At 71.4% G+C, this 17,377-nt stretch carries 16 protein-coding genes; 4 read left to right on the top strand and 12 right to left on the bottom strand.

What is annotated here, in order from left to right; genetic code table 11:
• Positions 1-49: 49 nt before the first annotated feature.
• Positions 50-907 (bottom strand): amino acid ABC transporter substrate-binding protein, encoded by an 858-nt coding sequence (locus tag V5F75_RS08785; protein WP_394034750.1) that lies wholly within the window; start codon positions 905-907, stop codon positions 50-52.
• Between the two features lie 186 nt (positions 908-1,093).
• Between V5F75_RS08785 and V5F75_RS08790 the strand changes: the two genes are divergently transcribed.
• The 3 genes from V5F75_RS08790 to V5F75_RS08800 are packed head-to-tail and all read left to right on the top strand — an operon-like array spanning position 1,094 to position 3,695.
• Complete coding sequence (locus V5F75_RS08790; protein ID WP_394034749.1) at positions 1,094-2,095, top strand: ABC transporter substrate-binding protein; 1,002 nt, start codon at positions 1,094-1,096, stop codon at positions 2,093-2,095.
• Positions 2,096-2,105: 10 nt separating this feature from the next.
• The gene (locus V5F75_RS08795; protein ID WP_394034748.1) at positions 2,106-2,915 is read left to right on the top strand and encodes an ABC transporter permease; all 810 of its coding nucleotides are present in this window, start codon (positions 2,106-2,108) and stop codon (positions 2,913-2,915) included.
• 3 nt (positions 2,916-2,918) lie between these two features.
• Positions 2,919-3,695, top strand: a complete 777-nt coding sequence (locus V5F75_RS08800; protein ID WP_394034747.1) for an ABC transporter ATP-binding protein — start codon at positions 2,919-2,921, stop codon at positions 3,693-3,695.
• 216 nt (positions 3,696-3,911) lie between these two features.
• Here the strand turns inward: V5F75_RS08800 and V5F75_RS08805 are convergent, their stop codons facing one another.
• The 8 genes from V5F75_RS08805 to V5F75_RS08840 all read right to left on the bottom strand — a co-directional run bounded on the left by V5F75_RS08805 (position 3,912) and on the right by V5F75_RS08840 (position 12,502).
• The gene (locus V5F75_RS08805; protein WP_394034746.1) at positions 3,912-4,823 is read right to left on the bottom strand and encodes an NAD(P)/FAD-dependent oxidoreductase; all 912 of its coding nucleotides are present in this window, start codon (positions 4,821-4,823) and stop codon (positions 3,912-3,914) included.
• Positions 4,824-5,113: 290 nt separating this feature from the next.
• Positions 5,114-5,890: a ferredoxin--NADP reductase gene (locus tag V5F75_RS08810; protein WP_394034745.1), complete on the bottom strand. Its 777-nt coding sequence runs from the start codon at positions 5,888-5,890 to the stop codon at positions 5,114-5,116.
• 108 nt (positions 5,891-5,998) lie between these two features.
• Positions 5,999-6,889, bottom strand: coding sequence for a dTDP-4-dehydrorhamnose reductase (gene rfbD / locus V5F75_RS08815; protein ID WP_394034744.1), 891 nt, complete (start codon positions 6,887-6,889; stop codon positions 5,999-6,001).
• Complete coding sequence (gene rfbB / locus V5F75_RS08820; RefSeq protein WP_394034743.1) at positions 6,889-7,950, bottom strand: dTDP-glucose 4,6-dehydratase; 1,062 nt, start codon at positions 7,948-7,950, stop codon at positions 6,889-6,891. The genes rfbD and rfbB overlap by 1 nt, the downstream gene beginning before the upstream one ends.
• 84 nt (positions 7,951-8,034) lie before the next feature.
• The gene (gene sseA / locus V5F75_RS08825; RefSeq protein ID WP_394034742.1) at positions 8,035-8,874 is read right to left on the bottom strand and encodes a 3-mercaptopyruvate sulfurtransferase; all 840 of its coding nucleotides are present in this window, start codon (positions 8,872-8,874) and stop codon (positions 8,035-8,037) included.
• Positions 8,875-8,991: 117 nt separating this feature from the next.
• Positions 8,992-10,020 (bottom strand): cysteine synthase A, encoded by a 1,029-nt coding sequence (locus tag V5F75_RS08830; protein WP_394034741.1) that lies wholly within the window; start codon positions 10,018-10,020, stop codon positions 8,992-8,994.
• Between the two features lie 62 nt (positions 10,021-10,082).
• A complete protein-coding gene (locus tag V5F75_RS08835) occupies positions 10,083-11,534 on the bottom strand; it encodes a cryptochrome/photolyase family protein (RefSeq protein ID WP_394034740.1) in 1,452 nt (483 codons plus the stop codon).
• Between the two features lie 86 nt (positions 11,535-11,620).
• The gene (locus V5F75_RS08840; protein WP_394034739.1) at positions 11,621-12,502 is read right to left on the bottom strand and encodes a LysR substrate-binding domain-containing protein; all 882 of its coding nucleotides are present in this window, start codon (positions 12,500-12,502) and stop codon (positions 11,621-11,623) included.
• Positions 12,503-12,889: 387 nt separating this feature from the next.
• Here V5F75_RS08840 and V5F75_RS08845 point away from each other — a divergent pair, with 387 nt between their 5' ends.
• Positions 12,890-13,150 carry a DUF1127 domain-containing protein gene (locus V5F75_RS08845; protein WP_394034738.1) on the top strand — a complete coding sequence of 87 codons (261 nt, stop codon included), beginning with the start codon at positions 12,890-12,892 and terminating at the stop codon, positions 13,148-13,150.
• 96 nt (positions 13,151-13,246) lie between these two features.
• Here V5F75_RS08845 and V5F75_RS08850 read toward each other — a convergent pair whose 3' ends face one another.
• From V5F75_RS08850 to V5F75_RS08860, 3 genes are all read right to left on the bottom strand, one after another.
• Positions 13,247-14,242, bottom strand: coding sequence for a DUF937 domain-containing protein (locus tag V5F75_RS08850; protein WP_509212163.1), 996 nt, complete (start codon positions 14,240-14,242; stop codon positions 13,247-13,249).
• A gap of 339 nt (positions 14,243-14,581) precedes the next feature.
• On the bottom strand, positions 14,582-16,423 hold the full coding sequence (locus V5F75_RS08855; RefSeq protein ID WP_394034736.1) for a monovalent cation:proton antiporter-2 (CPA2) family protein: 1,842 nt from the start codon (positions 16,421-16,423) through the stop codon (positions 14,582-14,584).
• Between the two features lie 216 nt (positions 16,424-16,639).
• Positions 16,640-17,215 (bottom strand): invasion associated locus B family protein, encoded by a 576-nt coding sequence (locus V5F75_RS08860; protein ID WP_394034735.1) that lies wholly within the window; start codon positions 17,213-17,215, stop codon positions 16,640-16,642.
• Positions 17,216-17,377 lie beyond the last annotated feature (162 nt).

Consider the following 17,377-nt stretch of genomic DNA (forward strand, 5'->3'; position numbering starts at 1 on the left):
CGACGCGGAGAAGTCGGTCCCGCAAGGGCAGGGGCCCCTGGCATGGGGATTATCTCGGCACGCCGTTGATGACGAACAGGGCGTTCAGGAACTGGTCCGGCGGAAACTTGCCGAAGGTGCGGGCGTAGATATCGCGGATGCGCTCGGTGCGGTAGAGGTCCGCCAGCGTCGTGTCCACCAGCAGGCGGAAGGCCTGGTCGCCGCGCGGCAGGGCGAGGGCGTAGGTCTCGAAGGTGAAATACTGGTCCGAGAGCGAGAGCGACTTGTCATAGGGGCTGTTGGTGATGAGGTAGAACAAGATGCCCCGGTCGCCGAAATAGGCGTCGAGCTTGCCGTCCGCCAGCATCTTCAGGCCCTGGGGGTGGTCGTCCACGGCCACCACGTCGGCCTTCACATGCATCTGCGCGAGGGTGGAGCGCAGGGTTTCCTCGGTGGTGGTGCCCTTCAGCACGCCCACCTTGCGGCCGGCGAGATCCTCCAGCCCCTTCACCGGCGCGCCGCGGGTGACGACGCTGGCGCCGTCGAGGAAGGTGGGCAGGGAGAAGTCCACCAGCGCGCGGCGCGACATGGTCATGGAGGTGGGCTCGCACAGGACATCCACCCGCCCGTCGTGCACCGCCTGCAGGCGGTCGTCGGCGGAGACCTGCACATACTCGATGTTCAGCCTGGGCAGCTTCAGCGCCTTCTGCACGCCCGCCGCCACCTCGCGGCACAGGTCCACCACATAGCCGGCGGGCTTCCCGTCGGCGGCGGCATAGGAATAGGGCGGGGCGGACTGGCGATAGCCGATGCGGAAGGTCTGGCTCTGGGTCACCCGGTCCAGCGTCTGCGCCGCCGCCGGCAGCGTGGATGCCGGCAGCAGAACCGCCACCGCCATGGCCAGCAGCCGCATTGCAAGAGCGCCCATGTCTTCCCCCGTTCCCGAAAGCGATCGGCCCGGATGCTGCCATCTCGGCAGGCAAAAGGCTACCCGTCTCCCCGGCGCGACATCGTGCCGGCCCGGTGCCGCGTGAAGTCCACGCATGGGCTGTGCTATGTCTAAATGTATATAGCACTCCGCCCCGGCCGCCGGGGCGGCGAGGGGATGATTTTCATGACCGCATTGCTTTCCCGCCGGCAGATGCTCGGCGCCATGGCCTCCACCGGCCTCGTCGCGTTCGGCGCCGGGGGCTTCACGCGGGCCTTCGCCAAGCCGGCCGAGGGGCTCGATATTCTCGGCGCGCCCAATGGCTCCACCATCGTCCTGGTGCGCCTTCTGGCCTCCGGCGGGCTCGATGCCGCCGCGCCCGGCGCCACCTTCCGCCTGTGGCGCGATACCGACGACCTGCGCGCGGCCATCGTCTCCGGCCGCACCCGCCTGTTCACCACCCCCACCCACGTGCCCGCGAACCTCGCCAACCGCGGCCTGCCGTTGAAGCTGTTCGCCATCCTCTCCATGGGCCACCTCACGGTCGTGAGCGCGGACGAGAACATCAAGGACCTGAAGGACCTCGCCGGCAAGGAGGTGCTGGGCTTCTTCCGCAACGACATGCCCGACCTCGTCTTCCGCGCCTGCCTGAAGGGCGCCGGCATGGACCCGGACAAGGACGTGAAGCTCACCTACGTGCAGACCCCCATGGAGGCGGCGCAGATGCTCGCCGCCGGGCGCGTCACCACCGCCGTGCTCTCCGAGCCGCCGGCCACCGCCGCCATCATGATGGCGAAGCAGGCGGGCAAGCCGCTCTACCGCGCGGTCAACCTGCAGGCCGTGTGGCGCGAGCAGCACAACGGGCTCGGCCTGCCCATGGCCGGCATCGCCGTGCACGAGAAGCTGCTGGAGGACAATCCGGAGGTGGTCGCGGCCCTGCGCGGCGGCCTCGTGCCGGCCAAGGACTGGGTGCTGGCCAACAAGCCCGCCGCCGGCGAGCTGGCGCAGGAGAAGATGGGCATGAAGGCGCCGGTGTTCGCCGCCTCGCTCGACCATTTCAACGTGGTCGCCACCGGCGCCAGGACGCTGAAGCCCGGCCTCGTCGCCTTCTACGAGACCATCCTCTCCATGCAGCCGGACGCCCTGGGCGGCAAGCTGCCGCCGGACGATTTCTACCTCGACATGTGAGGCGGCGGGCATGCGCGCCGTGTCGCGAGGACTGGCGGCGGGAAGCCGCATCGCGCGCTGGGGGTGGGGGGCCCTGGGCGTGCTCGCCCTGCTGGCCGCCTGGCAGTGGGGCCACTACGCCCTCGGCCCCTTCGTTCTGCCGTCCCTTCAGGAAACAGGGCGGGCGCTCTGGCGCCTCGTCGCGGAGGGGCTGGCGCTGCCGGCGCTCGCCGCCACCGCCGGCCATGCCCTCGGCGGCTTCCTGGTGGGCGGGGTCGCCGGGCTGGCGCTGGGCCTCGCCGGCGGCCTCGTGACGCCAGTGGGCGCCATGGTGGCGCCGGTGCTCGTCATGATCCTGGGCACGCCGCCCATCGCCTGGGTGGTGCTGGCGCTGCTGTGGTTCGGCCCCGGCGGCGGGGCGCCCGCATTCACCGTGGCGGTGACGGCGGCGCCCATCGTGTTCCTCGCCGCGCTCCAGGGCGTGCGCAGCCGTGATCCGCGCCTCGACGAGATGGCGCGGGTTTATCGCGCGCCCGCGCGCATGCGGGCGAGCGACCTCATATTGCCCGCCCTGGCGGACCATCTGGCGCCGGCCTTCGCCACCGCGCTCGCCTTCTCCTTCAAGGTGGCGGTCATGGCGGAGGTGCTGAGCGGCTCCGATGGCGTGGGCGGCGGCATCGCCAATGCGCGGGCCTATCTCGATCTGGCCGAGACCATGGCGTGGATCGTGCTCGTGGTGGCGTTCCTGCTGCTGGCGGATGCGGTGCTGCTGGCGCCCCTGCGCGGCTGGCTCGCGGCCCGCGACGGCGCGTCCGCCGCCGTGCCCATGGCGGGGGGCTGAGCCATGCTTCGCTTCGAGGGGGTGGGCCTCGCCTTCGCCGACGGCGTGGTGCTCGACCACGTGGATCTCGACGTGCGGCCCGGCGAGCTGGTGGTGCTGATCGGCCGCTCGGGTTGCGGCAAGACCACGCTGCTGCGCCTTGCCGCCGGCGCGCAGGCGCCGGGCGCGGGCCGGCTGCACAACGGCTTTTCCAATCTCACCATGGTGTTCCAGGAGCCGCGGCTGCTGCCCTGGGCCGATGCGCTGGACAATGCCGCCTTCGGCCTCAAGGCGCGCGGCGTGCCCCGCGCCGCCCGGCGCGCGGCGGCGGCGGACATCCTCTCCCGTTTCGGCTTCTCGCCGGCCGATCTCGCCAAGCGGCCGGCGATGCTCTCCGGCGGCATGCGGCAGCGCGTGGCCATCGCCCGCGCGCTCGCGCCCGCGCCGGATCTGGTGCTGATGGACGAGCCCTTCTCCGCCCTCGACGTGGGCCTGCGGCAGGAGCTTCAGGCCCTGGTGCGGCGCGAGGTGGAGCGGGCGGGCACGGCGGTGCTGTTCGTCACCCACGACCTCGCGGAGGCGGTGCGCCTCGCGGACCGCATCGTGGTGCTCTCCCCGCGCCCGGCGCGGGTGGTGGCGCAGGTGCCGCAGGCGCCAGCCGGCGACCCCGGCGACGTCTATGCCGCCGCCGCCGCCCTCATGCGCCGGCCCGAGGTGGCGGCCGCCCTGGCCGCGCCCACGGCCGTGATGCGCGACGCGGATGCGCCCGCGCCATCGGCAGCGCGGTTGGCCGGGGAATAGGGCGGGCGCCACGGCCCGTCACGCCATCGGTCCGCGACCCGCGAACGCGGCACGGGGCGCGATCTTCGGCCCACGGGCAGGCCCGGAGGGAGTAAGGCGCACGGGCCCTGGGCCTCATACCATCGGCCCCGTCTTTGACCGGTGCCGCGTGGCTCCGCTCAAGCACAGTGCGGGCTTAATCGAAGGCCCATAAGCGAAACTCATGGGCCCTGGGCCTCACTCCTCCGCTGCCCGGCTCGCGCGCACGCGCTCCACGAAGCGGGAGACCGCATCCTGCTCCAACGTGCGCTGGATGGCCTTGGCCGCCACCACCCCGTCCGCCATGGAGGTGACGCAGCACGGGTGCATGCGCTGGGCGATCTCGCCGATGGCATAGAGACCGGGAATGGAGGTCTGGCAGTCGGGGTCGGTCTCCACGAAGCCGCGCGCGGTGCGGGCGAGGTCGAGGTGGGCGGCGAAGGGGAGATAGGGCTCCCAGCCGTAGAGCACCACCAGCCGGTCGTAGGGCCGGCTCGCCACCGCCGGGCGCTCGGGCTCCACGTGGTAGGGGCCGAGGCGCACGTCGTTGGCGGGCACCTTCTCCAGGAACGCGCGGCGGGCGCGGATGGTGCGGGCATAGATGTGCACCGCCGCCGCGCCGCGCTTGCGCACGAACATGTAGTTCTCGAAGGCGTTGTCGCCGCCGCCGAGGATCGCCACCTCCTGGCCCTCGAAGGCGGCGTTGAACATGGTGCGGCCGGGGCCGATGAGCACGTTCTCGGAGGCCGCGAGCCCGCCCTTCACCGGCCGCACCCCGCTCGCGAGCACGGCGGTGCGGGCGAACACCATGGCGCCGCCGGTGGTGGTGGCGCGGAAGCCGCCGTCGATCCGGTCGAGCGCGCTCACCCCCTCGCCCAGCCGGCACACGATGTCATGGGCGAGGACGTGGCGGTGGATGTCGCTCGCCACCTCGTAGCCGGTGCGGTCGGGGGCGGAGGCGATCCATTCGTTGGGGTAGGGGTTGTCGTTCTGCAGCCCGCCCAGGGCCGCCCTGCGCTCGATGAGGCAGGGGCGGAAGCCCAGCATCTTGAGCCACAGGGCGCAGGAGGCGCCGGCGGGCCCGCCGCCTATGATGACCGCGTCGAACATGCCCCGATCCGTCCACCCCTCGGTTGCCGCCACGCCGCCGGCCGCGTCAGGCCGCCGGCCCCGGTCCTCGATTTGCGCCGGACGGGTTCCGTCCAGGCGCCGCAAGGGCCGGTCCGAAGGCGCATGAAAAACACGCACGGGCCTTCGGCATTAGAGCATTTTCAAGCGAAGTGGACACCGGCTCGCGTGAAGAAAATGCGTAAACCCAGGAGTCTGGGGCGCTATCCGTGAGCTGGCACGAACAAAAAACGCTCCAGGGTCCAGGAAGCGGGAATGGCGTTCCGCGCGCCTCAGCGCTCCGCGAACGCCTTTTCGATCACATAGTGGCCGGGCTCGGACTGGCTGCCTTCCTTGAAGCCGCGCTCCTCAAGGATCGCCACCGTATCCTTCAGCATGGCCGGGCTGCCGCACAGCATGAAGCGGTCCTCCTCCGGCGACATCACGGGCATGCCGATGTCGGAGAAGAGCTTGCCGGAGGTCATGAGCTCCGTCAGCCGGCCCTGGTTGCGGAAGGGCTCGCGGGTGACGGTGGGGTAGTAGATCAGCTTCTTCTTCACCTCTTCGCCGATGAACTCGTTCTGCGGCAGTTCCTTGGTGAAGAAGTCCTCATAGGCCAGCTCGGCCACCGTGCGGGTGCCGTGGACCAGGATGATCTTCTCGAACCGCTCGTAGGCGTCCGGGTCCTTGGTGACGGAGAGGAAGGGCGCAAGGCCGGTGCCCGTGGAGAGCAGGTAGAGCCGCTTGCCGGGCAGGAGGTTGTCCTGGATGAGGGTGCCGGTGGGCTTGCGCCCCACCAGGATCTTGTCGCCCACCTTGAGATGCTGGAGGCGCGAGGTGAGCGGGCCGTTCTGCACCTTGATGGAGAAGAACTGCAGGTCTTCCTCGTAATTGGCGCTGGCCATGGAATAGGCGCGCAGCAGCGGCCGGCCGTCCACCAGCAGGCCGATCATGGCGAACTGCCCGTTGAGGAAGCGGAAGCCGGGATCGCGGGTGCAGGTGAAGGTGAAGAGGCGGTCGGTCCAGTGGTGGACGCTCTTCACGGTTTCTTCGTTGAAGTTGCTGCTCATCTCAAGGTCCGGCGGGCTTCGTCAGGAATGCCGCGGCGCAGCCTACAGGATGCGTGCGGTGCGAAAAAGTGCGGCGGCGTGTCCGCGCACGGCGGCGCGCCATCGTGGTCAGCGCGTCGCGGGGGCTTCGGCGAGCAGGGTGTCCACCACCTCGGCCACGCGCTCCTGCCAGGGCGCGGCGCGCAGGCCGAAGGTGCGATGGAACAGGTCGCTCGCGAGGCGCGAGTTGGCCGGGCGCTGCGCCGGGGTGGGGTAGTCGGCGGTGGTGATGGGCGCCACCTCCGGCGTGCGGCCCAGGCGCGGGCCCGCCGCGCGCACGATCTCGGCGGCGAAGCCGTGCCAGGTGGTCGCCCCGTCGCCGGCGAAATGGTAGGTGCCCCAGCGCGCATCGCCCGCCGCGGCCGCCTCGGCGGCGGTGAGCAGCGCCTCGGCGAGGTCGCGCGTGGCGGTGGGGCAGCCGTGCTGGTCGGCCACGATGGTGAGCCGGTCGCGCTCGCGCGCGAGGCGCAGCACCGTCTTCAGGAAGTTGTGGCCGTGGGCGCCGTAGACCCAGGAGGTGCGCACGATGATGTGCCGCTCCGCCGCCGAGCGCACGGCGGATTCGCCCGCCGCCTTGGTGCGGCCGTAGACGCCGATCGGTGCCACCGGGTCCTGCTCCACATAGGGCGCGGCCTTGGTGCCGTCGAACACGTAGTCGGTGGAGACGTGGATGAACGGCGTGCGGTAGCGCTCGCAGCGCTCGGCGATGTGGGCCGGGGCGAAGGCGTTGATGCGGGCGGCGATCTCCGGCTCGTTCTCGGCCTTGTCCACGGCGGTGTAGGCGGCCGCGTTCACCACCACGTCGGGGCGGTGGGCCTCCAGGGCGCGGGCCACGGCGGCGGGGTCGCAGATGTCGAGGGCGGTGTGGTCGAGCCCGGTGAGCTCCACCGCGCGGGCGGCGGCGCGATCGGTGATCTCGCGGCCGAGCTGGCCGCCGGCGCCAAGCAGCAGGATGCGCATCAGGAGGCCTTCCGTTCCGGCGCGAGGCCCAGCCGCTGGCCCTGGTAGCGCTGCCGCAGCGGCTCCCACCAGGCGCGGTTGTCGAGATACCACTGCACGGTATCCGCGATGCCGCTCTCGAAGGTGTGGCGTGGCGACCAGCCCAGCTCGCCGTGGAGCTTGGAGAAGTCGATGGCGTAGCGCGCGTCGTGTCCCGGCCGGTCCGTTACGAAGCGGATGAGCCGCTCGCGCGGGCCGGCGGCATCGGGCACCTTGGCGTCGAGGGCGGCGCAGATGGTGCGCACCACGTCGATGTTCCGCCGCTCGCTGGCGCCGCCCACGTTGTAGCTCTCGCCCGGCCGTCCGCGCGTGGCGATGGTGAACAGCGCCTCGGCGTGATCCTCCACGAACAGCCAGTCGCGCACGTTCTCGCCGGTGCCGTAGACCGGCAGTTCGGCGCCCTCCAGGGCATTGAGGATCACGAGCGGGATCAGCTTCTCGGGGAAGTGGTAGGGCCCGTAATTGTTGGAGCAGTTGGACATCACCGCCGGCAGGCCATAGGTGTGGTGCCACGCCCGCACCAGATGGTCGGAGGCCGCCTTGGAGGCGGAGTAGGGCGAGTTCGGCGCATAGGGCGTGTCCTCGCGGAACAGGCCCTCCGGCCCCAGGCTGCCGAACACCTCGTCGGTGGAGATGTGGTGGAAGCGGAAGGCTGCCTTCTCTGCGTCCGGCAGGCCGCGCCAATAGGCCAGCGCTTCCTGCAGCATCACGAAGGTGCCGGTCACGTTGGTGTCGATGAAGGCTGCCGGCCCGTCGATGGAGCGGTCCACGTGGGATTCGGCCGCGAGATGCATCACGAGCTGCGGGCGGAACGCGGCAAGCGCGGCGCGCACGGCGGGAGCGTCGCAGATGTCCGCCTTGAGGAAGCGGTGGCGCGGATTGTCCGCCACCGGCGCCAGGGAGGCGAGGTTCCCCGCGTAGGTGAGCTTGTCGAAGGTGAGCGCCTCGTGCCCGAGGCCCACGACATGCCGCACCACCGCCGAGCCGATGAAGCCCGCGCCACCCGTGATCAAGATCCGCATCTGCCGTCACGCCCCTTCGTTGATCGCGCGTCCCTATACACTATCGCGCGCGCAAAAGCATTTGCGCGCGCTGCCTTGCGTGCCTCAGCCGACGGCGATGGCCTTGCCGCTGGCGCCCCACTCGGTCCAGGAGCCGTCGTAGAGCGCCAGGGGGCGCTTGCCGATGCTCTCCAGCGCCAGCCACAGGATGGCGGCCGAGACGCCGGAGCCGCAGGAGGTGATGACCGGGCGCGAGAGATCGAGCCCGGTGGCCTCCACGATGGAGCGCACCTGTTCCGGCGGCAGCAGGCGCCCGCCGTCCACCACACGGCCGTGGGGCAGGTTGAAGGCGCCGGGCATGTGGCCGGAGGGCAGCCCCTCGCGCGGCTCGGGCGCCTCGCCGCGGAAGCGGGCCTCGGCGCGGGCGTCCAGCACCTGGGCGCTGCCGGCGGCGAGCGCCCGCTCTACGGTGTTGATGTCCGCCACCATGGAATGGTCGAGGCGGGCGGTGAAGGTGGCCGGCGCGCGGCGGGCCGGGCCGCTCTCCACCGGCAGGTTCTCCGCCAGCCATTTGGGCAGGCCGCCGTCGAGGATCATCACCTCCTGGGCGCCGAACACCTTGAAGGTCCACCACACGCGCGGCGCGGAGAACAGGCCGAGGCTGTCATAGACCACGATGCGCAGCCCGTCGCCGATGCCGAGCGCGCCCGCCGCCTGGGCGAAGGCGTGCGGGCCCGGCAGCATGTGCGGCAGGGCGGTGGAATGGTCGGCGATGGCGTCGATGTCGAAATGGACGGCGCCGGGAATGTGCTGCGCCTCGAACTCGGCGGCGCCGCTGCGGCCGGAATTCGGCATGTGCCAGGAGGCGTCCACCACGACGAGGTCGGGCGCGCCGAGGTTGGCGGCGAGCCACTCGGTGGACACGAAGGCGGGGGTGTCGGTCATGGCACATGCTCCTTCTGGGCGCGCCCCCGGTGGGGCGGCCGGCAGGTTGTAGCGCGCCCGGCGGGGCCCATGGACGGGCGCGGCGGCGCTCATCCACAGGCCCGGCGTCGCAGGGCTTCAGAGGAAGACGCTGGGCACCTCGGTCTTGCGCTCCAGCCACGCCGGCACCGGCAGGCTCTTGGAGCGCAGGAATTCCGGATTGAACAGCTTCGACTGGTAGCGCGTGCCGTAGTCGGCGAGGATGGTCACGATGGTGTGGCCCGGCCCCATCTCCTTGGCGAGGCGGATGGCGCCCGCCACGTTCACGCCCGAGGAGCCGCCCACGCACAGGCCCTCGTGCTCCAGCAGGTCGAATACGATGGGCACGGATTCCGTGTCGGGGATCTGGAAGGCGAGGTCCACCGGCGCGCCTTCCAGGTTGGCGGTGATGCGCCCCTGGCCGATGCCCTCGGTGATGGAGGAGCCCTCGGCCTCCAGCCTGCCGGTGGTGTAATAGGAATAGAGCGCGGCGCCGGGCGGATCGGCCAGGGCGATCTTGATGTCGCTGTCGCGCTCCTTGAGGGCGATGCCGATGCCGGCCAGCGTGCCGCCGGAGCCCACCGCGCACACGAAGCCGTCCACCTTGCCGCCGGTCTGCTCGTAGATCTCGGGGCCGGTGGTGTCGATGTGCGCCTGCCGGTTGGCCACGTTGTCGAACTGGTTGGCCCACACCGCGCCGTTGGGCTCGCTCCTGGCGAGGGCTTCCGCGAGGCGGCCGGAGTATTTCACGTAGTTGTTGGGGCTGGAGTAGGGCGCCGCGGGCACCTCCACCAGCGTGGCGCCGGCGAGCCGCAGCATGTCCTTCTTTTCCTGGGACTGGGTCTCGGGAATGACGATGACCGTGCGAAACCCGAACGGCGCCGCCACCAGCGCGAGGCCGATGCCGGTGTTGCCGGCGGTGCCTTCCACGATCACGCCGCCCGGCCGCAGCGCCCCGCGCGCGATGGCGTCCCTGATGATGCCGAGGGCGGCGCGGTCCTTCACGGATTGTCCGGGATTGAGGAATTCCGCCTTGGCGAGGATCTCGCAGCCGGTTTCCTCCGAGGCGCGCTTCAGGCGAATGAGGGGCGTGTTGCCAATGGATTCCACAAGACCGTTACGGATCATGATCGAGTAAGCCCTTAAACAAAGTAGGCTTAGCCTATATCGCTAACGATGGCTGTATCAAGTCAATTTATCCGATATTGTCTCGTGGATTTAAGCGCGAGCAACGCCCGCTCCCGCGCTGCGGCATGGTCCACGAGAGGGCGCGGATAATTGCCGCCGAGCGTGACGCCGGCACGCCGCAGGGTGGCGGTGTCGGCGGTCCAGGGCTTGTGGATCAGGCTCGCCGGCAATTGCGCCAGCTCCGGCACGAAGCGGCGCACATAGGCGCCGTCGGGGTCGAACTTCTCGCCCTGGAGCACCGGGTTGAAGATGCGGAAGAAGGGCGCGGCGTCGAGGCCGGTGCCTGCCACCCACTGCCAGCTCGCCGGGTTGCTGGCGGGGTCGGCATCCACCAGCGTGTCCCAGAACCAGGCCTCGCCCGCGCGCCAGTCGATCAAAAGGTGCTTGGCGAGGAAGGAGGCGACCACCATGCGCACGCGGTTGTGCATCCAGCCGGTCTGCCACAGCTCGCGCAGGCCCGCGTCCACCAGGGGATAGCCGGTCACGCCGCGCTGCCACGCCTTCAGCTCGCCGGGGCACTCGCGCCAGGGGAAGGCGTCGAAGGCGGGCTGGATGTTGCGGCGGGCGATATCCGGCTCCGCCGCCAGCAGGTGGTGGCCGAACTCGCGCCAGTAGAGCTCGCTCAGGAACTTCTCCGTGTCGCCGGCCGGCGCCTCGCCCGCCGCGACGGCGTGGGTCACGGCAGCCAGGATCTGGCGCGGGGAGATCTCGCCGAACCGCAGGTGCGGCGACAGGCGGGAGACGTGGGGCCGGGCCGGAAAGTCCCGCCCCGTCCCATAGCCCGCCAGCCCCTCGTCGATGAAATCGGAAAGGCGCTCCTGGGCACCGGGCTCGCCCGGCCGCCACGCGAGGCGCAGGCCGCCCGCCCAGTCGGGATGCTCCGGCTCCAGGCCCCAGCTCTCCAGCGCCTCGCCCGCGAGCGCGGGCGCCGGATGCAGGCGCTCGGGTGCGGACAGGGGCGCGCCGGGCGCCGGCAGGCGCATGGCCGCGCGCTGGAATGCGGAGAAGGTGCGGGGCAGGCGCCCGCCGCCGGTGGCCACCGTGCCCGGCGCATGGAGCAGGTGGGCGCAGAAGCGCTCCACCTCCCGCTCCTCCTGGCGCAGGCGCGCGGCCACCGCATCGTCCACCCGCGCCTCGGCCCCGCCGGCGCGGTCGTTGAACAGCACCAGGGCGGCGCCGATCTCCGCCGCCGCCTGCGGCACCACGCGGGTGGCGGGGCCGCGCCGCAGCGCCAGCGGCACCCCGTGTCGGCCGAGCTGCGCCGCCAGCACCCGCAGCGATCCGGCCAGCCACCAGCGCGCCGCCCCGCCCAGGGGGCGGATGCCGGGCGCGTCCTCGTCGAGCACGAACAGCGCGGCAAGCGGCCGCCCGGAGCGTGCCGCCGCGTGAAGGGCGGGGTTGTCCGAAAGGCGCAGGTCGTCGCGGAACCAGATCAGGACAGGGGGTCGCGTCATCTTTCCCTCGCGCACGGGGCGCAGAGTTTCCCCCTTTCAGGCGCCGCGCAAGGGGGCGGCGCGGGGAAAGAGGCTCCGCCGCGCGGCTATTGCGCCGCCTCCTGGCCGGTGAGGTTGTCGAGGCCCTGCACCACGTGCTGTGCCAGCGCGTCCGCCAGCGGCGAAGGCTCGTGCCGGTTGCGCAGGAGGCCGATGTCGCATGGCGGCAGGGGCGGGAAGCCCTCGGCGGCGCCCAGCACCCGCATGCCCGGCCGCAGCCCCGATTCCGGGAACACCGAGACCGCGAGCCCGGAGAGCACCGCCGCCGCCACCGCCCCGCTGTTTGGGCTGGAATAGAGGATGCGGTGGCCGCGCCCGGCGGTGGCGAGGCGCGCCACCGCGATGTCGCGCCACTGGCAGGTGGGCCGCCCCAGGGCAAGGGGCACCACCGGCTCCTGGTGCACGGCGTGGCGGGCCGAGGCCACCCACATGAGCCGCTCGCGGCGGATCACCTGGGCATTGCGCGCGGTGATCTCGGTGGCGGTGATGATGGCGAGGTCGATGGTGCCGGCGGCGATGCGCTGCACCAGCTCGCTGGTGGGCTCGCAGATCACGGTCAGCTCCACGCCGGGGTGGGTGCGGGAGAAGCGGGCCATGATGTCGGGCAGGTAGCGGTCGGCGTAGTCGTCGGGCACGCCGAGGCACACGCGGCCCGAAAGCTCGGTGTCGGCGAAGGTGAGGACGGCCTCCATGTTCAGCCGCACGATGCGGCGGGCGAAATCCAGGAGCCGCTCGCCGTCCTCGGTGAGGCGTGAGGCGCGGCCGTCGCGCGCGAAGATGGCGCGGCCGACGCGATCCTCAAGCCGCTTCATCTGCATGGAAACCGCCGACTGGGTCTTGTGCACCACGTCCGCCGCGCGGGTGAAGCTGCCGGTCTCGGCGATGGCGACGAAGGTCCGCAGCTGGTCGGGGTCGAGCAGGGCGGTCATGGCGGGGCTCCGGTGCGCGTGCTGCCGGGGCGGCGGCGCCCCGGATCATTCATCACGCAAGATGATATGTGGAATGAAAAACATTCGCTAGAGTGATTTGTCTGGCGCGCGCAAAAGAAGCCGCGCCACGGCTCCTCGCGGCGCGCCGGGCCAGGCCCAGCGCCGCTGAAGAGCGTTCTCGCGGAGTGATCTCCGGCCTGCGGGGCCGTGGACGAAATCGATGGATGAGGGCGTTTCGCGCGTGCTTCGGCGCGAGCGGACGGCCCTGGAGAGGAGAGCGGCGAGCGTGTCGCGGTAAGGGAGATGAGAATGAGCGCGCTTGGTGACACCCACAGCATCGCGGCGCCCCAAGGGCGCGCTGGGTTCCGGTCTTCGGCGGGGGCCGTTATGGCTGCCGCCGGCCGTGCGGCGGCCTGGGCCGTGACCGGCCTTGCCGCCATGGCGCGCACCATCGAGCACCGCCGCGTGATGGCCCGCCTCGCCGCGCTCGAGGACCACATGCTCAGGGATATCGGCATCACCCGCGCCGACGTGCGCGACGCGGTGAGCGCCCCCCTGGGGGCCGATCCCACCCGCGTGCTGGTGCTGCGCGCCACCGAGCGCCGCGCCGCCCGCCGGCTGCTGTGCCGCGAGGCGGGGCAGGGCTGAAGGCGCAAGGCCCTTACGGAATATCGGCGGGCACGCCCCTCTGCCCCGCCGATGCTGGACCCGCGCCGACCGCAACCGGCGCGGGTCCTTTTTGCTTTAGCGGCCCTCGCCGTCCTTCTTCACGAGGCGGGGCTTCTCCGGGGGCAGGATCTCCGCCTCGGGCACCGTCTGCCGCGCGCGGCTGAGCACGTCCAGCCAGAACTCGGGCACGGAATAGGCCGAGCGCTCCGCGCCGCCGCCGGTGGGGAAATTGGGCGGGAAGCCCTGGGCGAACATCTTCGCGAAGAATTCCTGGAACGGCTGCAGCGGGTTGAGCAGCGCATCCGACTGCGCCGGCATCGGCGGCACGGGCGGAGGAGGGGGCGGCGCGGCCGGGCTCTGGGCCGGGGCGCCGGTCTGGGCGAGGGTGTTGGCCATGGCGCTCACCACATCCTGCCAGGCGCTGGCGGGATTGGCGCGGGGCTGCGCCGGGGCCGGGGGCGTCGCGTGCTGGAACATCGCCCGCGCGAACGCATCCGCCCAGGGGTTGCCCGAGGAATAGGTGGGCTGGCTGGCGGTGGTGGCCGAGAACGCCAGGAAGGCGTCGATCCAGGGATTGCCGGACGAGATGGGGGCAGGCCGCGTCTGCGGGAGGCCCAGCGGCAGGCGGCTGAGCAGCGCCGCGGTCATGGTCTGCAGCGCGCCGGAGGCGGCGAGCGACTTCGCGAGCCCGCCCACGAACAGGCTGGCGAAGGTGGGCATCATCTGCCGGACGATGGCGATGCCGAGGCCGGTGGAGGCCGCCACATGGCCCGCCACCGCGCGGCTGACCTCGTCGGAGCCGAACACCGCGTTGAGCGCGTTCACGCCGAGCTGGTTCATGTCCGGCTGCTGGGGCGGCGGCGCCGGCGCGGGCTGGGGCGCGGCATAGGCGCCGGGCTGGCCGTAATAGGCGCCGTAGGGGCCGCTCAGCATCAGCGCCATCAGCGAGGCCATGGCCTCGGGCGACTGGGTGGTGTGCCGGAAGCCGTCGGCGAAGGCGGGCATCAGGGCATCGGCGACAGCCTTGGCCTGCTGCGCGGAGAGGCCGTAGGCCCGTGCAAGATTTTCCATCCCGTTTCCCCTTTGAGCGGCGCGCAGCAGCTCCACGAACTGGTCCATCCACTCCCAGCGACGCTTGCCGCCGGAAGGCCGTGATTCGTCGCCCGGCAGATCCGGTCGGTGTCCTCGCCCGCGCTCGGCGGGCGGTCGTCGCGCCGCATTCGCGGTCGTGGCGGGCTGCGCCGTCGCGGGGCATGACGGCGGCGCGCCCATTGCTGTGTGCGCGAGGTTGCAGCCGCGTGCAACCTAGCCGCAGCCGCGCCGCAGCGCGATATCCCTTTTGGACAGCTTATACCAAAGGGGGCGTCAAAATCACGAAGGGATCGCCACCGAGGGGGAGGATGCCTTGGGTCAGCCCGAGAATTCGGTCTCGTGGCTCAGGATGTCCTGGGCCTCGGGATTGAGCGGCTTGGCCGGCTTCTCCGGGGTGTGGAGGGGCTCGGGCTCCACCTTGCGGCCGCGCACCAGCTCCGGCGCGGCGAAGATGCCCTCCTCGAGCTGGCGCCGGAGGCGGGCGCTGTCGCGCGCGCGCACGTCGGCCACGCGGGCGCTCGCCGCCTCGGCGCCGATGCCCAGCGCCCGAAGCGCCTGCCCGCCGAAGCCGAGCGCCGATTCCAGGGTCTCGCGAATCTCGAAATCCACGCCGAGGCGCATCAGCTCCATGGAGTGGATGCGATCGAAGGAGCGCACGAACAGCTTGGCGCCGGGAATGGCGGCCTTCACCACCTCCACGATGCGGTTCGCATCCTCCTTGTCGTCCACGCACACGCAGATCACCTTGCAGGTCTCCGCGCCCGCGGCGCGCAGCACCTCCAGCCGGGTGCCGTCGCCATAGTAGATGTGCACCCCGAAGCGGCCCGCGCTCTGGATCATCTCCACATCGTTGTCGATGATGGTGACGCCCACCCCCTCCGCCAGCAGGCACTGGGAGACGATCTGCCCGAAGCGGCCGAAGCCGATCACCAGCACCGAGCCGTCGGCATCGGAAAAGTCGTCGGCCTCCGGCTCGGGCGCGGCGCGCGAGAGGCGGGGCAGCACCAGCCCCATGGCCGCGAACAGCAGCGGCCCGAGGACCATGGTGAGCACCGCCAGGGCGATCAGCAGGTCGGCCTGGGCCGGCTGGAGGATGCCGGTGTTGAGCCCCAGCGGAAACAGCACGAAGGCGAACTCGCCCGCCGGCAGCAGCACCACCGAGGCCAGCGCCGACTGCCGGGGCGCGATGTTGTCGTTGCGGAAGACGAAATAGACCACCACGCACTTCATCACCGAGACCAGGGCCGTGGCGATGAGCAGGGGGCCGATGTTGTGCGCCACCACCGCCACGTTCAGCGACATGCCCACGCTCATGAAGAACATGGCGAGCAGCAGGCCGCGGAAGGCGTCCACATTGGCCTCCAGCTCGTGGCGGAAGGTGGATTCGGAGAGCAGCAGCCCGGCCAGGAAGGCGCCGAGGGCCATGGACATGCCCGCCGCCTGCATCAGGCCGGCGGCGCCCAGCACCACCAGCAGCGCGGCGGCCGTCATCGCCTCCCGCGCGCCGGAGCGGGCCAGCACCCGGAACAGGGGATTGAGCAGGTAGCGCCCGGCCACCACGATCACGGCGATGGCGGCGATGGCGGTGCCGGCGCGCAGCAGCGCCGCCAAGGGGTCCTGGGCGAACTTGCTCTCGCCGGGCGCCAGCAGCGGCACCAGCGCCAGCAGCGGCACCACCGCGATGTCCTGGAACAGCAGGATGGAGAAGGTGCGCTGGCCGTAGGGGGAGGCGAGCTCGTCCCGCTCGTTGAGGAGCTGGAGCGCGATGGCGGTGCCGGAGACCGAGAGCGCCATGCCGCTCACCACCGCCGCCGCCGTGCCGAACCCGAACACGAAGAAGGCGAGCAGCGCGAAGGCGAGCCCGCTGAGCAGAAGCTGCGCCGCCCCGAGGCCGAAGATGTAGCGCCCCATGGACAGAAGCCGCGAGGGCTTCAGCTCCAGCCCGATCAGGAACAGCAGCATCACTACGCCGAGCTCGGCGACGGTGGAGACCAGCGAGGGGTCCGCCACGTTCAGCCCCACCGGGCCGATGGCGACCCCCACCAAGAGGTAGCCGACGATGGGCGAGAAGCCGAGGCGCCGGGCGATGGGAACCGAGATGACGGCGGCGGTCAGAAGCGCGAGCGCTGCGACGAACAGCGTGTGGTCCTCGCCGTGCATCCCCAAATCTCCCTGCCGCCGCGACCGGCGGATGCCTCCATGGAAACTCGCATCACCCGCTCGGGGTCCGCAGCGCCGGCCGCATGGGCCATCGGCGCGGGCGCAAGGAGCGCATCAAAGCGTGACCAAACCGTGCCGTCGATGGGGCATATCGGGGGCGGGGCCGATAAACCGCGGCGGTGCGGCAATACGGCAACGCTCCCTGCCGGCCGGGTCCTACTTCAGCGAGTCGAAGCCCGGCCCGAAGCCCTCGAGGCTCAGCGGCACGCCGATGCCCTCCTCGGGGGTCTGGAAGATGATGAAGGTGGCCTGCTTGCCGGTCTTGAGGCGGTTGATGAGATTGTCGTCCATCACCACCTCCGCCACGCAGCCGTTGGGCAGGCAGCGCACGAAGCCGGCGCGGCCCACGTCCTGGTCGTCGATCTTGAGGCCGAGCCCGGCCGGCAGCAGCACCCCGAGGGGCGCGAGCACGCGCAGCAGGCGGCTCTTCTGGTCGGCGGTCTTCAGCACGATGACGGTGAGGCCCACGTTGGGCCGGTCTTCCGCCTGCACGGACTGGAGCAGCACGCATTGCTCGCCCTGGGCGCCGGGCGGGGTGTCGCAGCGGATCTGCCACTCCCCGTGCACCGACTTCACCACCCCCTGGGCGGCGGCGGGGCGCGCCGCGCCGAGCCCGGCGATGAGCAGAACCGCAAGCAGCAGCAGGCCCTTGAGGCCGCCGAGGGCCCGCCCGTGCGGGGCCGCGCCACGCGGGGCCGGAAGGAAGAGGAGGGCACGGGACGACACGACCATCAACACGACTCCGGAAGCTGCGGGCGCCTCGACCTGGGGCCGAGCTGCATCTCGAATAGCGGCATTTCGCAACGATTGCCTTAATGCTCAGGCGTTCCTGTCAACAATGGGGCGATTCCGAGTCCGCCATCGCCGGCGGCGCCTTCCGACATGGATACCGCC

The organism is Xanthobacter albus, assembly GCF_043194895.2.
Taxonomy (GTDB): Bacteria; Pseudomonadota; Alphaproteobacteria; order Rhizobiales; family Xanthobacteraceae; genus Xanthobacter.

Excerpts from the sequence above, each read along its gene's own strand:
- V5F75_RS08785 (WP_394034750.1), bottom strand. The coding sequence starts at position 907 with ATGGGCGCTCTTGCAATGCGGCTGCTGGCCATGGCGGTGGCGGTTCTG.
- V5F75_RS08790 (WP_394034749.1), top strand. The coding sequence starts at position 1,094 with ATGACCGCATTGCTTTCCCGCCGGCAGATGCTCGGCGCCATGGCCTCC.
- V5F75_RS08795 (WP_394034748.1), top strand. The coding sequence starts at position 2,106 with ATGCGCGCCGTGTCGCGAGGACTGGCGGCGGGAAGCCGCATCGCGCGC.
- V5F75_RS08800 (WP_394034747.1), top strand. The coding sequence starts at position 2,919 with ATGCTTCGCTTCGAGGGGGTGGGCCTCGCCTTCGCCGACGGCGTGGTG.
- V5F75_RS08805 (WP_394034746.1), bottom strand. The coding sequence starts at position 4,823 with ATGTTCGACGCGGTCATCATAGGCGGCGGGCCCGCCGGCGCCTCCTGC.
- V5F75_RS08810 (WP_394034745.1), bottom strand. The coding sequence starts at position 5,890 with ATGAGCAGCAACTTCAACGAAGAAACCGTGAAGAGCGTCCACCACTGG.
- rfbD (WP_394034744.1), bottom strand. The coding sequence starts at position 6,889 with ATGCGCATCCTGCTGCTTGGCGCCGGCGGCCAGCTCGGCCGCGAGATC.
- rfbB (WP_394034743.1), bottom strand. The coding sequence starts at position 7,950 with ATGCGGATCTTGATCACGGGTGGCGCGGGCTTCATCGGCTCGGCGGTG.
- sseA (WP_394034742.1), bottom strand. The coding sequence starts at position 8,874 with ATGACCGACACCCCCGCCTTCGTGTCCACCGAGTGGCTCGCCGCCAAC.
- V5F75_RS08830 (WP_394034741.1), bottom strand. The coding sequence starts at position 10,020 with ATGATCCGTAACGGTCTTGTGGAATCCATTGGCAACACGCCCCTCATT.
- V5F75_RS08835 (WP_394034740.1), bottom strand. The coding sequence starts at position 11,534 with ATGACGCGACCCCCTGTCCTGATCTGGTTCCGCGACGACCTGCGCCTT.
- V5F75_RS08840 (WP_394034739.1), bottom strand. The coding sequence starts at position 12,502 with ATGACCGCCCTGCTCGACCCCGACCAGCTGCGGACCTTCGTCGCCATC.
- V5F75_RS08845 (WP_394034738.1), top strand. The coding sequence starts at position 12,890 with ATGGCTGCCGCCGGCCGTGCGGCGGCCTGGGCCGTGACCGGCCTTGCC.
- V5F75_RS08850 (WP_509212163.1), bottom strand. The coding sequence starts at position 14,242 with ATGGAAAATCTTGCACGGGCCTACGGCCTCTCCGCGCAGCAGGCCAAG.
- V5F75_RS08855 (WP_394034736.1), bottom strand. The coding sequence starts at position 16,423 with ATGCACGGCGAGGACCACACGCTGTTCGTCGCAGCGCTCGCGCTTCTG.
- V5F75_RS08860 (WP_394034735.1), bottom strand. The coding sequence starts at position 17,215 with ATGGTCGTGTCGTCCCGTGCCCTCCTCTTCCTTCCGGCCCCGCGTGGC.